The sequence below is a fragment of the Pseudomonas sp. HT11 genome, from assembly GCF_044875395.1.
Lineage (GTDB): Bacteria > Pseudomonadota > Gammaproteobacteria > Pseudomonadales > Pseudomonadaceae > Aquipseudomonas.
Genome location: NZ_CP173217.1, coordinates 4,623,962 through 4,644,878, shown reverse-complemented (window position 1 = coordinate 4,644,878; position 20,917 = coordinate 4,623,962). Strand labels below are relative to the sequence as shown.

The following is a 20,917-nucleotide window of genomic DNA, read 5'->3' as shown; positions in this document are numbered from 1 at the left end:
ATGTGGGCGCTGGCTTGCCTGCGATGGCGGAGTGTCAGGCGACATCGACGTCTCTGCTCCAACGCCATCGCAGGCAAGCCAGCTCCCACAGTGGTTTTGTGGTGTAAGGGGGATCTTGAAAACCAAGCAAGCGCTTGGTAATTTCGCTCCACCCCACCGTGGAGCTTGCCGATGTCTGCCTATCAGGACTACTTCGACCCCAGCCACCAATTGGTTCGCGACAGCGTGCGCCGTTTTGTCGAGCGCGAGATGTTGCCGGGCATTGAGCAGTGGGAGGAAGCGCAAAGCTTTCCCCGTGAGTTGTACCTCAAGGCCGGCGCGGCGGGAATCCTCGGCATTGGTTACCCCGAAAGCCTGGGCGGCAGTCACGAAGGTGACCTGTTCGCCAAGGTCGCCGCCAGCGAAGAGCTGATGCGCTGCGGCTCCGGTGGTGTGGTGGCTGGCCTGGGTTCGCTGGATATCGGCCTGCCACCGGTCGTCAAATGGGCGCGGCCCGAGGTGCGCGAGCGCGTTGCGCCTCCGGTATTGGCCGGCGAGAAGATCAGCGCGCTGGCGGTTACCGAGCCGGGTGGCGGCTCCGATGTCGCCAACCTGCAAACCCGCGCCATCCGCGATGGCGAGCATTACCGCGTGAGCGGCAGCAAAACCTTTATCACCAGTGGCGTGCGTGCCGACTTCTACACGGTCGCGGTGCGCACCGGTGGGCCCGGCTTTGGCGGCATCAGCTTATTGCTCATCGAGAAAGACACGCCCGGTTTCACGGTCGGCCAGCCGCTGAAGAAAATGGGCTGGTGGGCATCGGACACCGCTGAGTTGTTCTTCGACGATTGCCGTGTGCCGGTGGGCAACCTGATCGGCGTCGAGAACATGGGCTTTGCCTGCATCATGGGCAACTTCCAGAGTGAGCGCCTGGCCCTGGCGCTGATGGCCAATATGACCGCGCAGCTTGCATTGGAGGAGAGTCTCAAATGGGCCGCCCAGCGCGAAGCGTTCGGCAAACCCATCGGCAAATTCCAGGTGCTCAAGCACCGGCTGGCGGAAATGGCCACGGCGGTGGAGGTTTCGCGGGAATTCACCTACCGCCAGGCGGCGAAGATGGCGGCCGGCAAGAGTGTGATCAAGGAGATTTCCATGGCCAAGAACCTGGCCACCGACACCGCCGACCGCGTGACTTATGACGCGGTGCAGATCCTTGGCGGCCAGGGTTACATGCGCGGCAATTTGGTGGAGCGGTTGTACCGCGACAATCGCATTCTGTCGATTGGCGGGGGCACGCGCGAGGTGATGAATGAAATCATCAGCAAGCAGATGGGGCTTTGATCGGTGGTGGTCTTTGGGACGCTATCGCAGGCAAGCCAGCTCCCACATTGGAACGCGGTCACTTGTGGGAGCCGGGCTTGCCCGCGATGAGGCCCTGACAGACGTCTCTTAACGCTCTGTCAACGCAAACTGCGTTAGGCAAAACGTCGGAATGCCCATGTCTTGCAGGCGTTGCGAGCCGCCCAGTTCCGGCAGGTCGATAATCGCCGCCGCCTCGAAAATCCTCGCGCCCATGCGCCGCACCAGATTGGCCGCCGCGATCAGGGTGCCGCCGGTGGCGATCAGGTCATCGAACATCAGCACCGAGTCGCCTTCGCACAGGCTGTCTGCGTGCACTTCAAGAAACGCTTCGCCGTATTCGGTCTGATAACCCTCGGCCAGCACGTCAGCCGGCAGCTTGCCCTGTTTGCGGAACAGAATCAGCGGTTTGTTCAGTTGGTAGGCGATGATCGAGCCGATCAGAAAGCCGCGCGCATCCATCGCGCCGATGTGGGTGAAATCGGCCTCGACATAACGCTGGGCAAAGCTGTCGGCGACCAGGCGCAGGGCGCGGGGCGATTGGAACAGCGGGGTGATGTCACGAAAGATAACCCCAGGCTTGGGGAAGTCGATGACAGGGCGGATCAGGGATTTGATGTCGAACGAATCGAAGGTCATCGTCGAAGAGTCCTGGGAGCGGAAAACGGACTCGAAGTATACCTGCGGCCTCGCCGATTGGCGCGGCCGCAAGCGGCTGGATCAACCTTCCAGGGAGCCGCCGGCCAGCGCGCACAGTTGGATCGGATCGAGGATATGCACTTCCTTGCCTTCAGCGGCAATCAGCTCGTTTTGCTGGAAGCGCGTGAACACGCGGGACACGGTTTCCACCGCCAGGCCCAGGTAGTTGCCGATTTCATTGCGCGACATGCTCAGGCGGAACTGATTGGCCGAGAACCCACGGGCACGGAAACGCGCCGACAGGTTGACCAGGAACGTGGCGATTCGCTCGTCGGCGGTTTTCTTCGACAACAACAGCATCATCTGCTGGTCGTCGCGAATCTCGCGGCTCATCACACGCATCAATTGGCGACGCAGCTGCGGCAACTGCAGGGCCAGTTCATCCAGGCGTTCGAAGGGGATTTCGCACACCGATGTCGTCTCCAGCGCCTGGGCCGACACCGGGTGAATCTCGGTGTCCATGCCGGACAACCCGACCAGTTCGCTGGGCAGGTGGAACCCGGTGATCTGCTCTTCGCCGCTGTCGCTGAGGCTGAACGTCTTCAACGCGCCTGAACGCACTGCATAAACGGAATCGAATTTGTCGCCCTGGCGAAACAGAAACTCGCCCTTTTTCAGCGGGCGGCCGCGTTTAACGATTTCGTCCAGCGCTTCCATGTCTTCCAGATTCAACGAAAGTGGCAGGCAGAGGGGAGCCAGGCTGCAATCCTTGCAGTGAGCCTGGCTGTGAGCGCGCAGTTTGACTGGCTCGGACATTTCTTAAATCCTTGTGGGAAAACACACATAAGACGTAAGGGTAACGCACCGAGGGGGGATCAGACCAGCGTGTACAAAAAAGCGGCACGTGCATAAAGGTTTATGTATCGACGCCGATACATAGGTGAATCCCTATGAGCTGGAGCTCAGGTCATGTCGGTAATCCCTTTCAATAACCCTGTCATTACTACCAAGGCCCCGCAGGTTTTGACGGCCGCTGATGCGCTTGCGGGCAAGAAGGTCGATGACAAACCTGCGCCTCCACCCACGCCCGGCGAAGGTGTGGTGGTGAAGATATCCGGGGCAGGGCTCAAGGCTTCTCAAGCCGGTAGCAACCCCAACAAAGACATCGACGACAGCAATCTGAAAGACACCATCAAACAGATGCTGAAAATGATCCGCGAACTCAGGAAGCAGCTTGCCGAGAAGATGGCTCAGCTTTCAGCAGCCATGAATGATACGGCCCTGAGCCCGGAGGCACGCCAGGCGAAGGTCGCCGGTTTGCAGGGGGATATTGCTTCGATTCAGTCCGGGTTGATGACCGCCCAGGGGCAGCTGTCCAAATCGCTGAAAGATGAGTCGCCTGAAGCTCAAATGGAAGCAATGACGCTGCTGTCCAAATAATTCAGGCCTAGATCACCCGCGAGAATCGTTGCCTGTTCTGGTGCTCCAGGTAGGCATCGAACACCATGCACACCGAGCGCACCAGCAAGCGCCCGGCAGGCAATACGCGAATGCTCTGAGCATCAAGCTCGATCAGGCCATCGGCGGCCATCGTCTGCAGCTGCGGCCATAGCTCGTCGAAATAGCCGCGAAAATCGATGTTGAAGGCCTGTTCGATCTGCTCGAATTTCAGGCTGAAGGTGCAGATCAACTGCTGAATCACTTCGCGCCGCAACCGATCATCCGTGGTGCACACCAGGCCACGGCTGGTAGCCAGTTGCGCACCGGCCAGGGCGTTCTGGTAGTGGTTGAGGTCACTGCTGTTCTGGCTGTACAGGTCGCCAATCTGGCTGATCGCCGACACGCCCAGCCCGATCAGGTCGCAATGCCCGTGGGTGGTGTAGCCCTGAAAGTTACGCTGCAACGTGCCTTCTTCCTGGGCGACGGCCAGTTCGTCATCCGGCAGCGCGAAGTGGTCCATGCCGATGTAGCGATAGCCCGCGCGGGTCAACTGCTCGATGGTGGTTTGCAGCATCAGCAGTTTTTCCGCCGGAGAGGGCAGGTCGTCGGTGTTGATCCGCCGTTGCGGCATGAAACGCTCCGGCAAATGCGCGTAGTTGAACACCGACAGGCGATCCGGTTGCAGGCTGATCACTTCCTCCACCGTGCGTGCGAAGTTGATCGGCGTTTGCTTGGGCAGCCCGTAGATCAAGTCAATATTGATCGAGCGAAACTGCAAGGTGCGCGCCGCATCGATCACGGCGCGGGTTTCTTCCAGGCTCTGCAGGCGGTTGACCGCACGCTGCACCTCGGGATCGAGGTCTTGCAGGCCGATGCTCACACGGTTGAAACCCAGTTCACGCAGCAGGCCCATGGTCGCCCAGTCGGCTTCACGCGGGTCGATTTCAATGCCGTAGTCGCCAGAATCATCGTCGAGCAAATTGAAGTGCTGGCGCAGGCGTGCCATGACCTGGCGCAGTTCGTCGTGGCTCAGAAAGGTCGGTGTGCCGCCGCCGAAGTGCAACTGCTCGACCGGCTGTTTCGGGTCGAGGTGGCAGGCCACCAGTTGGATTTCCTGCTCCAGGCGTTGCAGGTAAGCCTGGGCGCGGCCACGGTCCTTGGTGATGACCTTGTTGCAGGCGCAGTAGTAGCAAATGTTCGCGCAGAACGGCACATGCACATACAGCGACAGGGGGCGCACGGCCTTGCGGCTGTCGCGCAGGGCGTGGAGCAGGTCGAAAGTGCCGACCTGGCTGTCGAATTGTACGGCGGTGGGGTAGGACGTGTAGCGCGGCCCCGCCAAGTCGTAGCGGTGAATCAGATCTGTGTCCCAACGAATGGCGTCGAGCATGCGGGCGGTCCCCCGGATTGGCTAGTGGGCCGAGTCTAGGGGCGCGCCGGGCAGGGCATGTTGATTTGCATCAACGGGGAGCGGCGCTATGCCACATGGCGATTTAATGGCCCATTAGCCAGTGTTGGTGCGGACCGGGCAAGGTCCACAGGCCAAACAGAATCACCAGCAAGCCTCCAGCCACACGCACGCTGCGTTTGCGCAGCACGGCTGTGACGCGTTCAGCGGCCAGCCCGGTCGCCAGCAACACCGGCCAGGTGCCGAGCCCGAACGCCAGCATCAGCAACGCACTGTCCGCCGCATTGCCTTGGCTCGCCGCCCACAGCAACGTGCTGTAGACCAGGCCGCACGGCAGCCAGCCCCACAGCGCGCCCAACAGCAACGCGCGCGGCAGGCTGGACACCGGCAGCAAACGGTTGGCGACGGGCTGTATATAGCGCCACAAGCCGCGACCTAGGCTTTCGATGCGCGTAAGGCCGCTCCACCAACCGGCCAGGTACAGGCCCATGCTGATCAGCAATAAACCGGCAAGCACACGCATGAACATCGCCGCCGGGCTGTTGGCTACCGCCCAGCCGGCCAGGCCGATCAGTAAGCCCGCGGCGGTATAGCTGAGGATGCGCCCCAGGTTGTACGCCAGCAGCAGGCGAAAGCGCCGACTGCGTTGCTCTTTGGGGATCGCCAGGGTCAGTGCGCCCATCAACCCGCCGCACATGCCCAGGCAATGGCCGCCGCCCAGCAGGCCAAGGATCAGCGCAGAGACCAGCAGCGGCGCCAGTTCAAGCATGGGGCGGATCTTTGGGCGGTTGCTCGGGCCCGTTGGCTTCGTCGACAGCCGCCAGGTGGTTCGGGTCCTGATCGTCAAACAGCACGCTGTGGGCCGGGCCGTCGAGGTCGTCGTACTGGCCGCTGTCCACTGCCCAGAAGAAGATATAGATGGCGACGCCGACTAACAGCAGCGCCGCTGGAATCATCACGTATAAAGCTGGCATCTGCACTCCATGCCCACGCGGCTCAGGCCGGCAGCGGGCGGGTTACTAAGGGGGCGCTTGCAGTCGGCGCGCTCGGCAGGCGAGTCAGGCGCAAGGCGTTGAGCACCACAGTCAACGAGCTGAGGGACATGCCGATCGCCGCCCAGATCGGCGTGATCCAGCCGAGCGCGGCAAACGGCAGCATAAGGCCATTGTACAGTCCGGCCCACAGCAGGTTTTCGAGGATTACCCGACGGGTGCGCCGCGCCAGGGTAAAGGCCTGCACCAATGCGTCGAGTCGATTGGACAACAGCACGGCATCGGCGCTGGTTTTCGCCAGGTCCGTGGCCGAGCCCATTGCCACACTGATATCGGCAGCGGCGAGCACCGGCACATCGTTGACGCCATCGCCAAGCATCAGCACCTTGCGGCCTTCCTTGTGCAACTGTTGCAGCACCTGCAGTTTGTCGTCGGGGCGCAGGCCGCCGTGGGCTTCGTCAATGCCCAGTTCGCAGGCGACGCTGGCCACCATCGGCGAGCTGTCACCGGACAGCAGCAACGTGCGCCAACCGCGCGCTTTGCATGCCGCCAACAGGGCCGGCGCGTCGCTGCGCAGACGGTCATCCAGCACGAACCAGGCGAGTGCGCCGTCACGATCACCCAGCAGCAGCCACTGGCCCGCGTCGTCCGGCGAGGCGGGAGTGGGGCAACCACTCAATTGGCAGACAAACCCCGGTTGGCCGATACGCAGTTGGCGCTCACCCACACGGCCTTCCAGGCCCAGGCCGGGGAAACTCAGGACTTCTTCAGCGGCCAGCGGCGCACGGCCAAAAGCCCGCGCAATCGGGTGTTCGGAGCGGTTCTCCAGGGCGGCGGCGAGGCTCAGGCAATCATCGCTGTTCAGCGCGCCCAAGGGATGGGTCGCACGTAACGCCAGGCGGCCTTCGGTCAGGGTGCCGGTCTTGTCGAAAATCACCGTGTCGATCTGGTTCAGGCCTTCCAGCACATGCCCGCGAGTCAGTAACAGCCCGAGTTTATGCAGCGTACCCGTGGCGGCGGTGAGGGCGGTTGGCGTGGCCAAAGAGAGCGCGCACGGGCAGGTCGCCACCAGCATCGCCAACACAATCCAGAACGCCCGCGAGGCATCCAATTCCCACCACAGCAGGCCGATCAACGCCGCGGCGATCAGCGAGCACAGCAGAAACCATTGCGCAGCACGGTCGGCGATTTGCCCCAGGCGCGGTTTCTCGGCCTGGGCACGCTCCAGCAGGCGCACGATGGCGGACAGGCGCGTGTCATGGCCCAGGGCGCGGACCTCAACCGTCAGCGCACCTTCGACGTTGAGTGTGCCGGCCGTCACCACATCGCCCACGTGGCGTGGCTGCGGCAGGTATTCGCCGGTGAGCAGGGCTTCATCGATGCTTGACTGGCCGTCGAGGATGACGCCGTCTGCCGGCAGCACCGCGCCGGGGTGTACCAGCACGCGGTCACCCACGGCCAATTCGCTGAGCAGAATGCGTTCGCTCTGGCCGTCAGCTTTCAGGCGCAGGCACGAGGCGGGCAACAGGTTGACCAGTTGAGCGGTGGCGGCGGCCGTACGTTCCCGCGCTCGGCGCTCCAGGTAACGGCCGGCCAGCAGGAACAGCGCGAACATGCCCACCGCGTCGAAATACAGCTCGCCGACGCCGGTGATAGCGGTCCAGATGCCGGCCAGATACGCGCCGCCAATCGCCAGGGACACCGACACGTCCATCGTCAGGTGGCGCGTGCGCAGGTCGCGCAGCGCACCTTTGAAGAAGGGCGCGCAGCTGTAGAACACGATGGGCGTGGTCAGAAACATCGCCACCCAGCGCAGGATCACGTGCAGCTCCGGGCTCAGGTCGATATTGAATTCGGGCCAAGTGGCCATGGTCGCCATCATCGCCTGGAACCACAGCAACCCCGCCACCCCCAATTGGCGCAAGGCCAGACGGTTTTCGCCGGCCAACTGCTCGGCGGCGCGGTCAGCCTGATAAGGATGGGCGGCGTAGCCGATATGGCGCAGCTCACTGAGCAGTTGGCTCAGCGGCAATTGCGCGTCGGCCCAGCGCACGTGCAGGCGGTGGTTGGACAGGTTCAGCCGCGCCTCGGCCACCGCAGGCAGGCTGCGCAGGTGTTTTTCGATCAGCCAGCCACAGGCCGCGCAACTGATGCCTTCCATCAACAGGGTGGTTTCGGCGAGGTCACCGTCATGGCGCACAAAGGGTTTTTGCACGTCGGCGCGGTCGTACAGGGCCAACTCGTCCACCAGTTGCACCGGCAGCGCTTCGGGGTTGGCCGAGGCATCGCTGCGGTGCTGGTAATAGCTTTCCAGCCCGCCGGCCACAATGGCTTCGGCCACCGCCTGACAGCCCGGGCAACACAGTTCGCGGCGCTCGCCAAGGATCACGGCGGTGAACCGGCTGCCGGACGGGACGGGCAGGGCGCAGTGGTAGCAGGGGGTTGGGGTGCTCATGGGTTTAGATCTTAGTCGGCTGGGAGGGTCTCATCGCGGGCAAGCCCGGCTCCCACAGGGGATCGCGATCCAATGGGGGAGCGGGGTTTGCCCGCGATGCGCGAAGCGCAGGCTTATTACTTCTTCAGGTCTTCAGCGCCCTGCAACGGCTCATCACCCAGCAGCAAGTCCTTGTCGTGGCTGACCTGTTCTTCTTCGAACAGGCGCCAGGTCCTGTCGCCCTCGACACCGAGCAATTCCACAAAGCGTCGGCCTTCGACCTTGTCGGTGACCTGGCCAATGTAGCGGCCAGGTTCACTGTCGCTGCGGGCCAGATTGATCTTGCGATCCTTCTCCGGCTGGGTCGGAGAAATCAGGTTCAACTCCAGCGTGGTTGGGTTGCTGTTGCCGGTCAGGTGCAGGTCGACTTCACCGGTCAGTTCGTCCAGGTGCACCGCGGCGCGCAGTTGCAGGGTCTGGGCCAGCAACTCGCGGTCCAGGGAGCGATTGATGCCTTTGCCGGCCTCGTAGTAGTTGTCGTTGACCAGGTTGTCCGGGTTCTTCACCGCAATGGTCACCATGGACAAGGTCAAGGTCACCGAACAGGTCAGGATCCCAATGATGATCCACGGCCAGAGGTGCTTGTACCAAGGGCTTGCGGCAGTAGCTGCGGGCATTGTCGTGCTCTCTTGTTAACGGACTTGTGGGCCGATGAAACGGCTCTTGGCTTCAATGTGGACGCTGTCGTCATCGGCATCCCTGAGGATGAATGTCACCTCGTTGGTGCTCGACGGCAGTTGCTCGGGTGCGCTCGACAACTCGACCGGCAGGCTGAGGATTTCCCCGGCCGCCACTTTGATCTCGCGTCGACCCTGCAGCTTGAGGTCCGGCAGGCCCGAGGCGTCGAGCACATAGGTGTGGTCGCGCTGGTCCTTGTTCATGATCTTCAGGCTGTAGACGTTTTCGATACGGCCTTCGGCATTTTCACGGAACAGCACACGGTCTTTGCTGACGTCGAAACCGACCAGCGAGCGCATGAAAAATGCACCGACCAACAGGCTGATCATTGCCAGCAATACCAGCGCGTAACCGATCAGGCGCGGGCGCAATTTATGGGTTTTCTGCCCCGACAGGTTGTGCTCGGTGGTGTAGCTGATCAGGCCGCGCGGGTACTCCATTTTGTCCATGATGTTGTCGCACGCGTCGATACACGCAGCGCAGCCGATGCACTCGATTTGCAGGCCGTCGCGGATGTCGATACCGGTGGGGCACACCTGCACGCACATCGTGCAATCGATGCAGTCGCCCAGGCCCTGGGCCTTGTAGTCAGTGCCTTTTTTACGCGGGCCACGCACTTCGCCACGGCGTGGGTCGTAGGAAACGATCAGGGTGTCCTTGTCGAACATCACGCTTTGAAAGCGCGCGTACGGGCACATGTAGATGCACACCTGTTCGCGCAGCCAGCCGGCATTGCCATAGGTGGCCAGGGTGAAAAAGCCGACCCAGAAATACGACCAGCCATCGGCCTGGCCGGTGAAGAAGTCGAACACCAGTTCGCGGATCGGCGAGAAGTAGCCAACGAACGTCATGCCGGTGACAAAGCCGATCAACAGCCACAGCGTGTGCTTGCTGAATTTGCGCAGGAACTTATTGGCGCCCATCGGCGCCTTGTCGAGCTTGATGCGCTGGTTGCGGTCGCCTTCGGTGACCTTTTCACACCACATGAAGATCCAGGTCCACACGCTTTGCGGGCAGGTATAGCCACACCACACGCGACCGGCGTACACGGTGATAAAGAACAGGCCAAAGGCGGCCACGATCAGAATGCCCGACAGCAGAATGAAATCCTGGGGCCAGAAGGTCGCGCCAAAAATGAAGAATTTACGCTCCGGCAAGTTCCACCAAACCGCCTGATGCCCGCCCCAGTTCAGCCACACCGTGCCGAAGTACAGCAGGAACAAAACGGCGCCGCCCAGCATCCGCAAGTTGCGGAACAAGCCGGTAAAGGCGCGGGTGTAGATTTTCTCTCGCGACGCATACAGGTCGACGGACTGACTGGGGTTTTTGGCAGGCGGGGTAACGTCATGTACCGGTATTTGGTTGCTCATCATTGCATCCCACGGCGGTGGAGATTTGCCTCGGCCAGTACGTGCCAACCGGGGTCAAAAATAGGCTCTTGCAGTGGCGTAATGATACGCCTGCGGCAGTGCTGCACGGGTGCGACCTTTGGTCGCGTTGGGGGAAATCAATTGATGGTGTAAGTGATCTGGATCAATTGACTTGTGAAGTATGGTCGGTTTTGGCTGTGTTGCAGATTTGCAGGCAGTCGAATGCGCTCCAAATGTGCGAGGGGGCTTGCCCCCGATTGCGGCATGTCAGTTGATCAACTGTCACTGAGGCACCGCTATCGGGGCCAAGCCCCCTCCCACCGTTTGCTTTTGTGTCTTACTGCTCTTCAGCCGGCTTGTCGCCATGGGACAGGCTGTAAACATAGGCCGCCAGCAAGTGCACCTTGTCATTGCCTTGCAGCAACTCCTGCGCTGGCATCTGGCCCTGACGGCCATAACGAATGGTCTGCTGCAGTTGCGCAAAACTCGAACCGTAGATGAATGCACCCGGGTGGGTCAGGTCCGGCGCGCCCATCGCGGGCGTGCCTTTACCGGCAGGGCCGTGGCAGGCCACGCAGTTGGCGGCGAAGAGTTTCGCGCCGTTGGCCACATCGGCTTTGGCGCCTTCCGGCAGTTTGCGACCGTCGAGGTTGGTCACCACAAAGCCCGCCACGTCAGCCACGCCTTGCTCGCCAATGACTTCGGCCCAGGCCGGCATCACCGCGTGGCGGCCTTTCATGATGGTTTCCTTGATGGTCGCCGGCTCGCCGCCCCAGCGCCAATCGGCGTCGGTCAGGTTGGGAAAGCCATAGGCGCCCTTGGCGTCGGAACCGTGGCACACCGAGCAGTTGGAGGCGAACAGGCGGCCGCCCATCTTCAAGGCTTGCGGGTCCTTGGCAACCTCTTCAATCGGCATCGCAGCGAATTTGGCGAAGATCGGGCCGAACTTGACCTCCGACCTGGCCATTTCCTTTTCCCATTCGTGCACGCCGGTCCAGCCGGTCTGGCCGTTGGCGAAGGGGGTTTGCTTGTCGTTGTCGAGGTAGTTGTAGCCCGGCAGCAGGCCTTTCCAATTGCCAAGCCCTGGGTACAACGCCAGGTAGCCGAGGGCGAAGATGATGGTGCCGACGAACAGCATGAACCACCATTTGGGCAGCGGGTTGTCGTATTCCTCGATGCCATCGAACGAGTGGCCAACGGTCTCGTCCGTCTGCTCGGTGCGCTGGCCCTTGCGGGTCGACAGCAGCAGCCAGGTCAGGGCGAAGATGGTACCCAGACTGAGGACTGTGACGTACAGACTCCAGAACGTAGTCATTCTTTGTTACTCCTAGACGCTTGCTCGACGTGCTTGATGGCTTCGGGGTCATCCGCAAAAGGCAACATGGTTGCGTCGTCAAACTCCGACTTGCGCCTGGGGCTGAACACCCACAGCGCCAGGCCGATAAAGGCCACCATCACCACAACGGTGCCCAGGCCACGAATCATCCCGATATCCATGCAGATCACCGTTTGCTTTTGATGATGGTGCCAAGGCCTTGCAGGTAGGCCACCAGTGCGTCCATTTCGGTCTTGCCCTTGACGGCTGCGGCTGCACCGGCGATGTCTTCATCGGTGTAGGGCACGCCCAGGGTGCGCAAGACTTCCATCTTCTTCGCGGTGTCCTTGCCGTCGAGCTTGTTTTCCACGAGGAACGGGTAGGCCGGCATTTTCGACTCCGGCACCACGTTGCGCGGGTTATACAAGTGCGCGCGGTGCCAGTCGTCCGAGTAACGTGCGCCAACGCGGGCCAGGTCTGGCCCGGTGCGCTTGGAGCCCCACAGGAACGGGTGGTCCCACACGCTTTCGCCGGCCACCGAGTAGTGACCGTAGCGTTCGGTTTCGGCGCGGAACGGGCGGATCATCTGCGAGTGGCAGCCCACGCAACCGTTGGCGATGTAGACGTCGCGGCCTTCCAGTTCAAGCGCGGTGCGCGGCTTCATGCCTTCGACCGGCTTGTTGGTCACGTCCTGGAAAAACAGCGGAACGATCTGGGTCAGGCCGCCGATACTCACGGCGATGACCATGAAGAAGGCCAGCAGGCCGATATTCTTCTCGACTACTTCATGCTTCATCAGTGAGCTCCCACAACGGCGATCTTGGCGGCGGCTTCAGCCTCTACAGGGTCGGAGGCACGCACGGTGCGCCAGACGTTGTAGGCCATCAACAGCATGCCGCTGGCAAAGAACGCACCGCCCAGGGCGCGGACGATGTAGCCCGGATGGCTGGCTTGCAGCGCTTCGACAAAGGAGTAGGTGAGCGTGCCGTCATCGTTGATCGCACGCCACATCAGGCCCTGGGTGATGCCGTTGACCCACATCGAGGCGATGTAGAGCACGGTGCCGATGGTGGCCAGCCAGAAGTGCGCATTGATCAGCCCGACGCTGTGCATCTGCGCACGGCCGAACAGTTTGGGGATCATGTGGTACAGCGCGCCGATGGAGATCATCGCCACCCAGCCCAACGCGCCGGCGTGGACGTGGCCGATGGTCCAGTCGGTGTAGTGGGACAGCGAGTTGACGGTCTTGATCGCCATCATCGGCCCTTCGAAGGTCGACATGCCGTAGAACGCCAGCGACACCACCAAAAAGCGCAGGATCGGGTCGGTGCGCAATTTATGCCAGGCGCCCGACAGGGTCATCATGCCGTTGATCATGCCGCCCCAGCTGGGGGCCAGCAGGATGATCGACATCGCCATGCCCAGCGACTGCGCCCAATCCGGCAGCGCGGTGTAGTGCAGGTGGTGCGGGCCGGCCCAGATGTACAGAGTGATCAGCGCCCAGAAGTGCACGATGGACAGGCGATAGGAGTAGATCGGACGCTCGGCCTGTTTGGGCACGAAGTAATACATCATCCCCAGGAAGCCGGTGGTGAGGAAGAACCCCACCGCGTTGTGGCCGTACCACCACTGGATCATCGCGTCCGTCGCCCCGGCGTAGGCCGAGTAGGACTTGAACCAGCTCACCGGCAAGGACGCGTGGTTGACGATGTGCAGCATCGCCGTGACCAGGATGAAGGCACCGTAGAACCAGTTACCCACATAAATGTGCTTGGTCTTGCGCTTGACGATGGTGCCGAAGAACACCACGGCGTAGGTCACCCAGACGATGGCCAGCAAAATGGCGATCGGCCATTCCAGCTCGGCGTATTCCTTGGTGGTGGTGTAGCCCAGCGGCAGGGTGATGATGGCGCCGAGGATCACGGCTTGCCAGCCCCAGAAGGTGAAGGCGGCGAGGCCGTCGGAGATCAGTCGCGTCTGGCAGGTTCGCTGCACGACATAGTAGGAGGTGGCAAACAATGCACATCCGCCGAAGGCGAAAATCACCAGGTTGGTGTGCAGCGGGCGCAGGCGGCCGAAGGTCGTCCATGGCAAACCGAAATTCAATTCCGGCCAAACCAGTTGCGAGGCGATGAACACCCCGAGCCCCATGCCAAGGATCCCCCAGACCACCGTCATGATGGCGAACTGGCGGACTACCTTATAGTTATAAGCAGTCGGACTGATTGCTGTGCTCATTCTAAGGTTCCACGGTTTAGGTTTTTTTATAGTTGAAATCGGCCGCAAGTATGGACAAACCGAGGGGCCATTGCAACGCAATGGCTGACCTGTATCAATGCGTTCCGGGCCAGATTCTGCGCCCTTTCCATGTTTGGCGTAAGGACAAAATCAGAAATCGAAAGCTGATCGAGTGGACAGGAATTTTTTCAGGTCGCAACGGCAGTCGCCTGATACGCCAAAACCGGTCACTGTTGGGCAAGCGTAGACCCGAATGGCAGCAGGGGAAAGTTGGGGTGGGCAGGGGTGCGACACTTGGTCGCTGAGGGGGGCAGGGCTGCCGCCCCAGGTTGGGGCGGCAGTCTACGGTTACTCGGTTGGGCTTTCTGGCGTTGCGCCATCAGCGTTATGGGACAAGCTGTACACATAGGCCGCGAGCAGGTGCACTTTGTCATTGCCTTGCAGCACGTCCTGCGCTGGCATCTGGCCCTGGCGGCCGTGGCGAATGGTCTGCTGCAGTTGCGCCAGGCTGGTGCCGTAGATGAAACCGGCAGGCTCGGTCAGGTTCGGCGCGCCCATGGCTTCCATGCCGTGGCCTTGTGGGCCGTGGCAGGCGACGCAGGTGGTATTGAAGGCGGCTTGACCGGCCGCCAGATCGGCGGTGCTGTCGGCGGGTAATGGCAGCTTGGCCAGGTCGTGACGCACAAAGGCGGCGACGTTCTTCACACCCTCTTCGCCCAATATTTCACCCCAGGCCGGCATTGCCGCGTGGCGACCATTCAGGATGGTCGTCTTGATCGCTTCCGCCGAACCGCCCCAGCGCCAGAGGTTGTCCGCCAGGTTCGGGAAGCCATACGCGCCCTTGGCATCCGAGCCGTGGCACACCGCGCAGTTGGAGGCAAAGAGGCGGCCGCCCATTTTCAGCGCCTGTGGGTCCTTGGCGACTTCTTCCACCGGCATGGCCGCGAATTTGGCGAAGATCGGCCCGAACCTGGCGTCGGCCTTGGCCATTTCCTTGTCCCATTCCTTGGTCTGGGTCCAGCCGCCTTCATAGCCCGGCAACACGCCTTTCCAGTTACCCAGGCCCGGGTAGAGGATCAGGTAGCCGACCGCAAACACTAGGGTGCCGGCGAACAGCATGAACCACCACTGCGGCAGCGGGTTGTCGTATTCCTCGATGCCATCGAAGGCGTGGCCCATGGTCTGGTCGACGCTGCCCTTGGTTTCGCCCTTGCGGGTGCCGATCAATAGCCAGGTCAGGCCGATCAGGCTGCCGAGGGTCAATACGCAGATCCATGTACTCCAGAAGGTCGTCATGGGCGAGTGCTCCTTGTTGCAGGCTCTTCTTGAGCGTCGGATGGAGTAGGTTCATCGGCAAACGGCAGCAGGCGGGCCTGCTCGAATTCCGCGTTGCGCCGGTTGTTGAACACCCACAGCGACAGGCCGATAAAAGCGATGGCGACCACCAGCGTGCCAAGGCCGCGGATGGTGCCCGCATCGAATTCAAATCCCATGGCTCACCTCTTGCTCTTGATGGCAGTGCCGAGCACTTGCAGGTACGCAACCAGCGCGTCCATTTCGGTCTTGCCCTTGAGGCTGGCGACGGCGCCACTGATGTCGTCGTCGGTGTACGGCACGCCGAGGGTGCGCATCACTTTCAACTTGGTTTCGGTGTGGCTGCTGTCGACTTGGGCGGTGACAAGCCATGGGTAGGCCGGCATTTTTGACTCCGGCACCACGTTGCGCGGGTTGTACAGGTGCGCGCGGTGCCAGTCGTCCGAGTAGCGCGCGCCGACGCGGGCCAGGTCCGGCCCGGTGCGCTTGGAGCCCCACAGGAACGGGTGGTCCCACACGCTTTCGCCCGCCACCGAGTAGTGGCCGTAGCGCTCGGTTTCGGCACGGAACGGGCGGATCATCTGCGAGTGGCACTGCACGCAGCCTTCGCGGATGTAAATGTCGCGGCCTTCCAGTTGCAGCGCGGTGTAGGGCTTCATGCCTTCGACCGGCTTGTTGGTCACGTCCTGAAAGAACAGCGGGACGATCTGGGTCAGGCCGCCGATGCTCACGGCCAGCACCATCAGCAGCATCAGCAGGCCGACGTTCTTTTCAATCGTTTCGTGTTTCATCACTGACTCCTCAGGCCATTTGCGCGACAGGGGCGGCTTCGGCAGGTTGCGCCGAGCGCACGGTGCGCCACGTGTTGTAAGCCATCAGGAACATGCCGCTGAGGAACACTGCACCGCCCACCAGTCGCACGATGTAGCCAGGGTGACTGGCCACCAGGGTTTCGACGAAGGAGTAGGTCAAGGTGCCGTCTTCGTTGACCGCACGCCACATCAGGCCCTGGGCGATCCCGTTGACCCACATCGAGGCGATGTAGAGCACGGTGCCGATAGTGGCCAGCCAGAAGTGCGCGTTGATCAGGCCGAGGCTGTACATCTGCTCGCGGCCGAACACTTTGGGGATCATGTGGTACAGCGCGCCGATGGAAATCATCGCCACCCAGCCCAGCGCGCCGGCGTGTACGTGGCCGATGGTCCAGTCGGTGTAGTGGGAGAGGGCGTTGACCGTCTTGATGGCCATCATCGGCCCTTCGAAGGTCGACATGCCGTAGAACGCCAGCGACACCACCAAAAAGCGCAGGATCGGGTCGCTGCGCAACTTATGCCAGGCGCCCGACAGCGTCATCATGCCGTTGATCATGCCGCCCCAGCTCGGGGCCAGCAGCACCAGCGACATCACCATGCCCAGTGACTGCGCCCAATCCGGCAACGCGGTGTAGTGCAAGTGGTGAGGGCCGGCCCAGATATACAGGGTGATCAGCGCCCAGAAGTGCACGATGGACAAGCGATACGAATACACCGGGCGCTCGGCTTGCTTGGGCACGAAGTAATACATCATCCCGAGGAAGCCGGCGGTGAGGAAAAAGCCTACCGCGTTGTGCCCATACCACCACTGCACCATGGCATCCGTCGCACCGCCGTAGAGGGAGTAGGACTTGGTCAGGCTGACCGGGATTTCCAGGTTGTTGACGATGTGCAGGATGGCCACGGTGATGATGAACGCGCCGAAGAACCAGTTGCCGACGTAGATGTGCTTGGTGTTGCGCTTCATGATCGTGCCGAAGAACACGATGGCGTAGGCCACCCAGACGATGGTGATCAGAATGTCGATCGGCCATTCCAGCTCGGCGTATTCCTTGGAACTGGTGTAGCCCAGCGGCAAGCTGATCGCGGCCAATAGAATCACGAGCTGCCAGCCCCAGAAGCAAAACGCGGCGATTTTCGGCGCGAACAGCTGCGTCTGGCAGGTGCGTTGTACCGAGTAAAACGAGCTGGCGAACAGCGCGCAGCCGCCGAAGGCAAAGATCACCGCGTTGGTGTGCAGCGGGCGCAAGCGGCCGAAGCTGGTCCAGGGCAAATCGAAGTTGAGTGCAGGCCAAACCAATTGGGCGGCGAGAAAAACCCCGAGCCCCATGCCGACGATGCCCCACACCACCGTCATAATGGTGAATTGGCGGACCACCTTGTAGTTATAGGCGGTACTTAAAGTAGTGTTCATGGTTCCCCATCCACGGTTCAACCCAAGCCAATGCGGCACTTGGGCTGGAGTTATAGGCAGACTAAAAAGCGAGGCAAGCATGGGCAAAGAGCACAAGGCCAGTATTGACGGGGATCAATGGGCGCAGTGTGCGCGCGAGCACGGCTGGTTGTGGGATGCGGCGACAGGCACCAGCGCGCGTGCGCCGGTGACGCTGATCCTGGCCCACGGTGCCGGTGCGCCCATGGACTCGGGGTTTATGAACGACATGGCTGCACGCCTTGCCGGGCATGGCGTGAACGTGTTGCGCTTTGAATTCCCCTACATGGCCCAACGCCGCCTGGACGGCGGCAAACGTCCGCCGAATCCGGCGCCGAAACTATTGCAAGCCTGGCGCGAGGTGTATGCCGAGGTGCGACGCCATGTCGCTGGCAAACTGGCCGTTGGCGGCAAGTCCATGGGCGGGCGGATGGCCAGTTTGCTGGCAGATGAATTGGGGGCAGACGGGTTGGTGTGCCTGGGTTATCCGTTTTATGCGGTGGGCAAACCGGAGAAACCACGCACTGAGCATCTGGCCGGTCTGAAGACACCGACGTTGGTTGTGCAGGGCGAGCGCGATGCGCTGGGCAATCGGGCGGCGGTGCAGGGGTATGCGTTGTCGCCGAGCATCGAAGTGATGTGGCTGGTGGCGGGGGATCATGATTTGAAGCCGTTGAAGGCTTCGGGGTTTAGCCATGAGCAGCATTTGGAGGCTGCGGCGGTGAAGGTCTCCGAGTTTCTCGGCGGCCTTTAGGGCCTCATTGCAGGCAAGCCAGCTCCCACATTTGACTGTATTCACAAATAGAAATGTGTGAACCCAATCCAATGTGGGAGCGGGCTTGCCCGCGATAGCGGTTTACCGGTTAAAGCGCTCCACCAGCGAATACTGGGTATTCGCCGTATGCGTCAGCTCTTCACTCAACTGCGCCGAGTTCATCGCCTGCTCCGAGGTCTGATCCGCCAACAGCGCAATCGTGCTGATATTGCGGCTGATCTCTTCGGCCACGGCGCTTTGCTCTTCGGTGGCGGCGGCAATCTGCGTGGTCATGTCGGTGATGTTGGCCACCGCTTCACTGATGCCCACCAGCGCCTGATCCGCCTCCATCACGCGCGCTACACCTTCTTCGGCCTGGCGATGCCCGGCGTCCATGGTTTGCACGGCGGCGGCGGCGGTCTGCTGCAGTTTGGCGATCAGGGCGTGGATCTGACCGGTGGACTCGGCGGTACGCTGCGCCAGTTGACGCACTTCGTCAGCCACCACTGCAAAGCCACGGCCCATTTCGCCGGCACGGGCCGCTTCGATAGCGGCGTTCAATGCCAGCAGGTTGGTCTGGTCGGCGATGCCTTTGATCACGTCCACCACGCCGCCGATTTCATCACTGTCCTTGGCCAGCTGGGTGACGGTTACACCGGTTTCACCCACGGCGACCGACAGGCGCTGGATCGCTTCGCGGGTTTCCCCGGCGATGTCGCGACCGCGACCGGTCAGGCGGTTAGCTTCCTGGGTAGCGTCCGCCGTGCGCTGCACGTGGCTGGCCACTTCCTGGGTCGTTGCTGCCATCTGGTTGACGGCGGTGGCGACCTGTTCGGTTTCCACGCGCTGGCGTTCCAGGCCGCTGGAGCTGTTGTGCGCCAGGGTGTTGGACTGCGCCGCCTGGTCGTTGAGGTGCTCGGCCGTATCCTGCAAGCGAGTAAGGCACGTCTTCAGACGCGCTTCCTGGCTGAGAATCGACATCTCCAGCCGCGCTTGTGCGCCACGGCTGTCGGTGTACATCTGCGCGATCAGCGGGTCGGACGTGGTCTGCTCCGCCAGGCGCAGCAAACGCTTGAGGCCGCGCTGCTGCCAGCTCAGGCCCAGCAGGCCCAGCGGCACCGACAGCCCCGCCGCCAGGGCAAAGCCCCAGTGGGAGTTGAGCGACGCACCGATCATGAAGCTGAGCTGGCTGATCAGGATAAATGGCAGCCAGTCTTGCAGCACCGGCAGCCATTTGTCGCGCTGAGGCACGGCCGACTTGCCCTGGTTGATGCGTTGATAGAGCGCTTCGGCGCGGCGAATCTGCTCGGCGGTGGGCTTGATGCGCACCGATTCATAGCCGATCACCTGGTTGCCATCGAAGACCGGCGTTACATAGGCGTTAACCCAGTAGTGATCGCCGGTCTTGCAGCGGTTCTTGACGATGCCCATCCATGGCAAGCCTTGTTTGAGCGTGGACCACATGTGCGCGAACACGGCCGACGGCACATCCGGGTGACGCACCAGGTTGTGCGGGGCACGGATCAATTCGTCACGGGTGAACCCACTGATTTCGACGAAGGCGTCGTTGCAGTAGGTGATCACACCTTTGGCGTCTGTGGTGGAGATCAACCGTTGCTGAGCGGGGAAGGTACGTTCGCGCTGTGTAACGGGTTGGTTATTACGCATGATTGTTCAATCCGCAAGGCTTTGATGGGTTGTCGGCCGTTGCAGGCATTTATTTAACTTATTTTTTGCAACAATCAGCCGGCCAGCATCGGGTAGGTAAACAACCCGAAGTGAAGCAGATTCAAGCCAAAGTGCGTGGCAATCGCGGCGCCCAACCCGCCGAAGCGATACGCCAGGCCATAGCCGATGCCTGCAATACTCGCCAGCAGCACCCAATGCCAGCCCGCGCCGAGGTGCACCAGGCCGAACAGCAGCGAGGCCAGCAGCAGTGCCAGGTTTTCACCGTAGGGCAGGTGTTTGAAGCGGTGGCTCAGGCCGCCCTGGATATAGCCGCGAAACAGCGCCTCTTCCACCAGCGTCACCAGCAGCAGGTTGTTCAGGACCCACAGCCATGCCTGTTCCGGCCATTTGGGTGCCCAGTCGATCATTCCCAGCAATGTGGCGCCGCCCAGCGCAGCGACCGCCGTCAGGGTCAGTGCCAGGGCCGCGACGCAGATCGACAGGCGCAGCGTGCGACGCGCCACGATCCATGGGCAGGCCAGCAACAGCCAGAAGCCAATCAGTGGTTTGTCCTGGTTCAGGTACATCGAAAACGGTACCGAGTCAGGGGTAAAACGCTGCGGCGCGATACCGCGGCCGTTGTAGAAGCCCGGCAGCCAGTGCATCGCCAGACCCAGGGCCAGGACAATGAACAGGCCGTGGCCGAGGTAGCGCGCCCAAGGGCTGCGTTGCTGGCGCACGGCGTACCCGGCGATCAGCAGCATGGCCACCGACACGGCCGCCAGCGCGCCCAGTTGCCCGTAGGTCAGGGCCAGTCCGTAGCCAATCGAAAGAAGCACCAGGTACAGCCAGGGCAAAGCGATCATGTGAAATCCTTGGAAAAAACTGGCCGGCATTATAGCGACCGGCTTTCTGCGTCGGCATGAAAACTCTTCCACGCACGGCGCCTGGGTGAAGTGATTGCAAAACAGGAAGGCGGCTGGTTATAGTCGGCGCGTCGTTATCCCTTCAAAAAAGATCAGCAC

General features: G+C 61.7%; 21 protein-coding genes. 3 read left to right on the top strand and 18 right to left on the bottom strand.

Going from position 1 to position 20,917, the window contains the following annotated elements; genetic code table 11:
• The first annotated feature begins 171 nt into the window (after positions 1-171).
• A complete protein-coding gene (locus tag ABWL43_RS21440; RefSeq protein WP_262208368.1) occupies positions 172-1,320 on the top strand; it encodes an acyl-CoA dehydrogenase family protein in 1,149 nt (382 codons plus the stop codon).
• Positions 1,321-1,428: 108 nt separating this feature from the next.
• Here ABWL43_RS21440 and ABWL43_RS21435 read toward each other — a convergent pair whose 3' ends face one another.
• Both ABWL43_RS21435 and fnr read right to left on the bottom strand, forming a co-directional pair.
• Complete coding sequence (locus ABWL43_RS21435) at positions 1,429-1,977, bottom strand: adenine phosphoribosyltransferase (RefSeq protein ID WP_145159059.1); 549 nt, start codon at positions 1,975-1,977, stop codon at positions 1,429-1,431.
• 81 nt (positions 1,978-2,058) lie between these two features.
• A complete protein-coding gene (gene fnr / locus ABWL43_RS21430) occupies positions 2,059-2,793 on the bottom strand; it encodes a fumarate/nitrate reduction transcriptional regulator Fnr (protein ID WP_106576340.1) in 735 nt (244 codons plus the stop codon).
• A 153-nt stretch (positions 2,794-2,946) separates the two neighbouring features.
• On the opposite strand from fnr, the gene ABWL43_RS21425 reads away from it, so the two are divergent.
• The gene (locus ABWL43_RS21425; RefSeq protein ID WP_369301335.1) at positions 2,947-3,417 is read left to right on the top strand and encodes a hypothetical protein; all 471 of its coding nucleotides are present in this window, start codon (positions 2,947-2,949) and stop codon (positions 3,415-3,417) included.
• A 7-nt stretch (positions 3,418-3,424) separates the two neighbouring features.
• On the opposite strand, the gene hemN is transcribed toward ABWL43_RS21425, so the two are convergent.
• The 14 genes from hemN to ccoN (ABWL43_RS21355) form a co-directional block, all read right to left on the bottom strand.
• On the bottom strand, positions 3,425-4,807 hold the full coding sequence (gene hemN, locus ABWL43_RS21420; RefSeq protein ID WP_404484183.1) for an oxygen-independent coproporphyrinogen III oxidase: 1,383 nt from the start codon (positions 4,805-4,807) through the stop codon (positions 3,425-3,427).
• A gap of 103 nt (positions 4,808-4,910) precedes the next feature.
• The gene (locus ABWL43_RS21415; protein WP_404484180.1) at positions 4,911-5,594 is read right to left on the bottom strand and encodes a sulfite exporter TauE/SafE family protein; all 684 of its coding nucleotides are present in this window, start codon (positions 5,592-5,594) and stop codon (positions 4,911-4,913) included.
• On the bottom strand, positions 5,587-5,799 hold the full coding sequence (gene ccoS / locus ABWL43_RS21410) for a cbb3-type cytochrome oxidase assembly protein CcoS (RefSeq protein ID WP_017735332.1): 213 nt from the start codon (positions 5,797-5,799) through the stop codon (positions 5,587-5,589). Before ccoS ends, ABWL43_RS21415 begins: the two co-directional genes overlap by 8 nt.
• A gap of 22 nt (positions 5,800-5,821) precedes the next feature.
• Positions 5,822-8,272 carry a heavy metal translocating P-type ATPase gene (locus tag ABWL43_RS21405; RefSeq protein WP_404484176.1) on the bottom strand — a complete coding sequence of 817 codons (2,451 nt, stop codon included), beginning with the start codon at positions 8,270-8,272 and terminating at the stop codon, positions 5,822-5,824.
• A 116-nt stretch (positions 8,273-8,388) separates the two neighbouring features.
• Complete coding sequence (locus ABWL43_RS21400; protein ID WP_106576345.1) at positions 8,389-8,928, bottom strand: FixH family protein; 540 nt, start codon at positions 8,926-8,928, stop codon at positions 8,389-8,391.
• Positions 8,929-8,943: 15 nt separating this feature from the next.
• A complete protein-coding gene (ccoG, locus tag ABWL43_RS21395; protein WP_404484173.1) occupies positions 8,944-10,359 on the bottom strand; it encodes a cytochrome c oxidase accessory protein CcoG in 1,416 nt (471 codons plus the stop codon).
• A 337-nt stretch (positions 10,360-10,696) separates the two neighbouring features.
• Positions 10,697-11,674: a cytochrome-c oxidase, cbb3-type subunit III gene (gene ccoP, locus ABWL43_RS21390; RefSeq protein ID WP_404484170.1), complete on the bottom strand. Its 978-nt coding sequence runs from the start codon at positions 11,672-11,674 to the stop codon at positions 10,697-10,699.
• Positions 11,671-11,856, bottom strand: a complete 186-nt coding sequence (locus ABWL43_RS21385; RefSeq protein WP_003193169.1) for a CcoQ/FixQ family Cbb3-type cytochrome c oxidase assembly chaperone — start codon at positions 11,854-11,856, stop codon at positions 11,671-11,673. The genes ccoP (ABWL43_RS21390) and ABWL43_RS21385 overlap by 4 nt, the downstream gene beginning before the upstream one ends.
• Before the next feature lie 5 nt (positions 11,857-11,861).
• Positions 11,862-12,470, bottom strand: coding sequence for a cytochrome-c oxidase, cbb3-type subunit II (ccoO, locus tag ABWL43_RS21380; protein WP_078738505.1), 609 nt, complete (start codon positions 12,468-12,470; stop codon positions 11,862-11,864).
• Positions 12,470-13,912, bottom strand: a complete 1,443-nt coding sequence (ccoN, locus tag ABWL43_RS21375) for a cytochrome-c oxidase, cbb3-type subunit I (RefSeq protein WP_106576348.1) — start codon at positions 13,910-13,912, stop codon at positions 12,470-12,472. Before ccoN (ABWL43_RS21375) ends, ccoO (ABWL43_RS21380) begins: the two co-directional genes overlap by 1 nt.
• A gap of 348 nt (positions 13,913-14,260) precedes the next feature.
• Positions 14,261-15,208 carry a cytochrome-c oxidase, cbb3-type subunit III gene (ccoP, locus tag ABWL43_RS21370; RefSeq protein ID WP_404484166.1) on the bottom strand — a complete coding sequence of 316 codons (948 nt, stop codon included), beginning with the start codon at positions 15,206-15,208 and terminating at the stop codon, positions 14,261-14,263.
• A complete protein-coding gene (locus ABWL43_RS21365; protein ID WP_106576350.1) occupies positions 15,205-15,405 on the bottom strand; it encodes a cbb3-type cytochrome c oxidase subunit 3 in 201 nt (66 codons plus the stop codon). Before ABWL43_RS21365 ends, ccoP (ABWL43_RS21370) begins: the two co-directional genes overlap by 4 nt.
• Before the next feature lie 3 nt (positions 15,406-15,408).
• The gene (gene ccoO, locus ABWL43_RS21360; protein WP_017256367.1) at positions 15,409-16,017 is read right to left on the bottom strand and encodes a cytochrome-c oxidase, cbb3-type subunit II; all 609 of its coding nucleotides are present in this window, start codon (positions 16,015-16,017) and stop codon (positions 15,409-15,411) included.
• A 10-nt stretch (positions 16,018-16,027) separates the two neighbouring features.
• Positions 16,028-17,452: a cytochrome-c oxidase, cbb3-type subunit I gene (gene ccoN / locus ABWL43_RS21355; protein ID WP_242195813.1), complete on the bottom strand. Its 1,425-nt coding sequence runs from the start codon at positions 17,450-17,452 to the stop codon at positions 16,028-16,030.
• Between the two features lie 79 nt (positions 17,453-17,531).
• Between ccoN (ABWL43_RS21355) and ABWL43_RS21350 the strand changes: the two genes are divergently transcribed.
• The gene (locus ABWL43_RS21350; RefSeq protein WP_404484161.1) at positions 17,532-18,224 is read left to right on the top strand and encodes an alpha/beta family hydrolase; all 693 of its coding nucleotides are present in this window, start codon (positions 17,532-17,534) and stop codon (positions 18,222-18,224) included.
• A gap of 102 nt (positions 18,225-18,326) precedes the next feature.
• Here ABWL43_RS21350 and ABWL43_RS21345 read toward each other — a convergent pair whose 3' ends face one another.
• Both ABWL43_RS21345 and ABWL43_RS21340 read right to left on the bottom strand, forming a co-directional pair.
• Entirely contained in the window at positions 18,327-19,892 is a 1,566-nt protein-coding gene (locus ABWL43_RS21345; protein ID WP_145159037.1) for a PAS domain-containing methyl-accepting chemotaxis protein, read from the bottom strand.
• A gap of 74 nt (positions 19,893-19,966) precedes the next feature.
• Positions 19,967-20,758, bottom strand: a complete 792-nt coding sequence (locus ABWL43_RS21340) for a CPBP family intramembrane glutamic endopeptidase (RefSeq protein ID WP_262208352.1) — start codon at positions 20,756-20,758, stop codon at positions 19,967-19,969.
• Positions 20,759-20,917 lie beyond the last annotated feature (159 nt).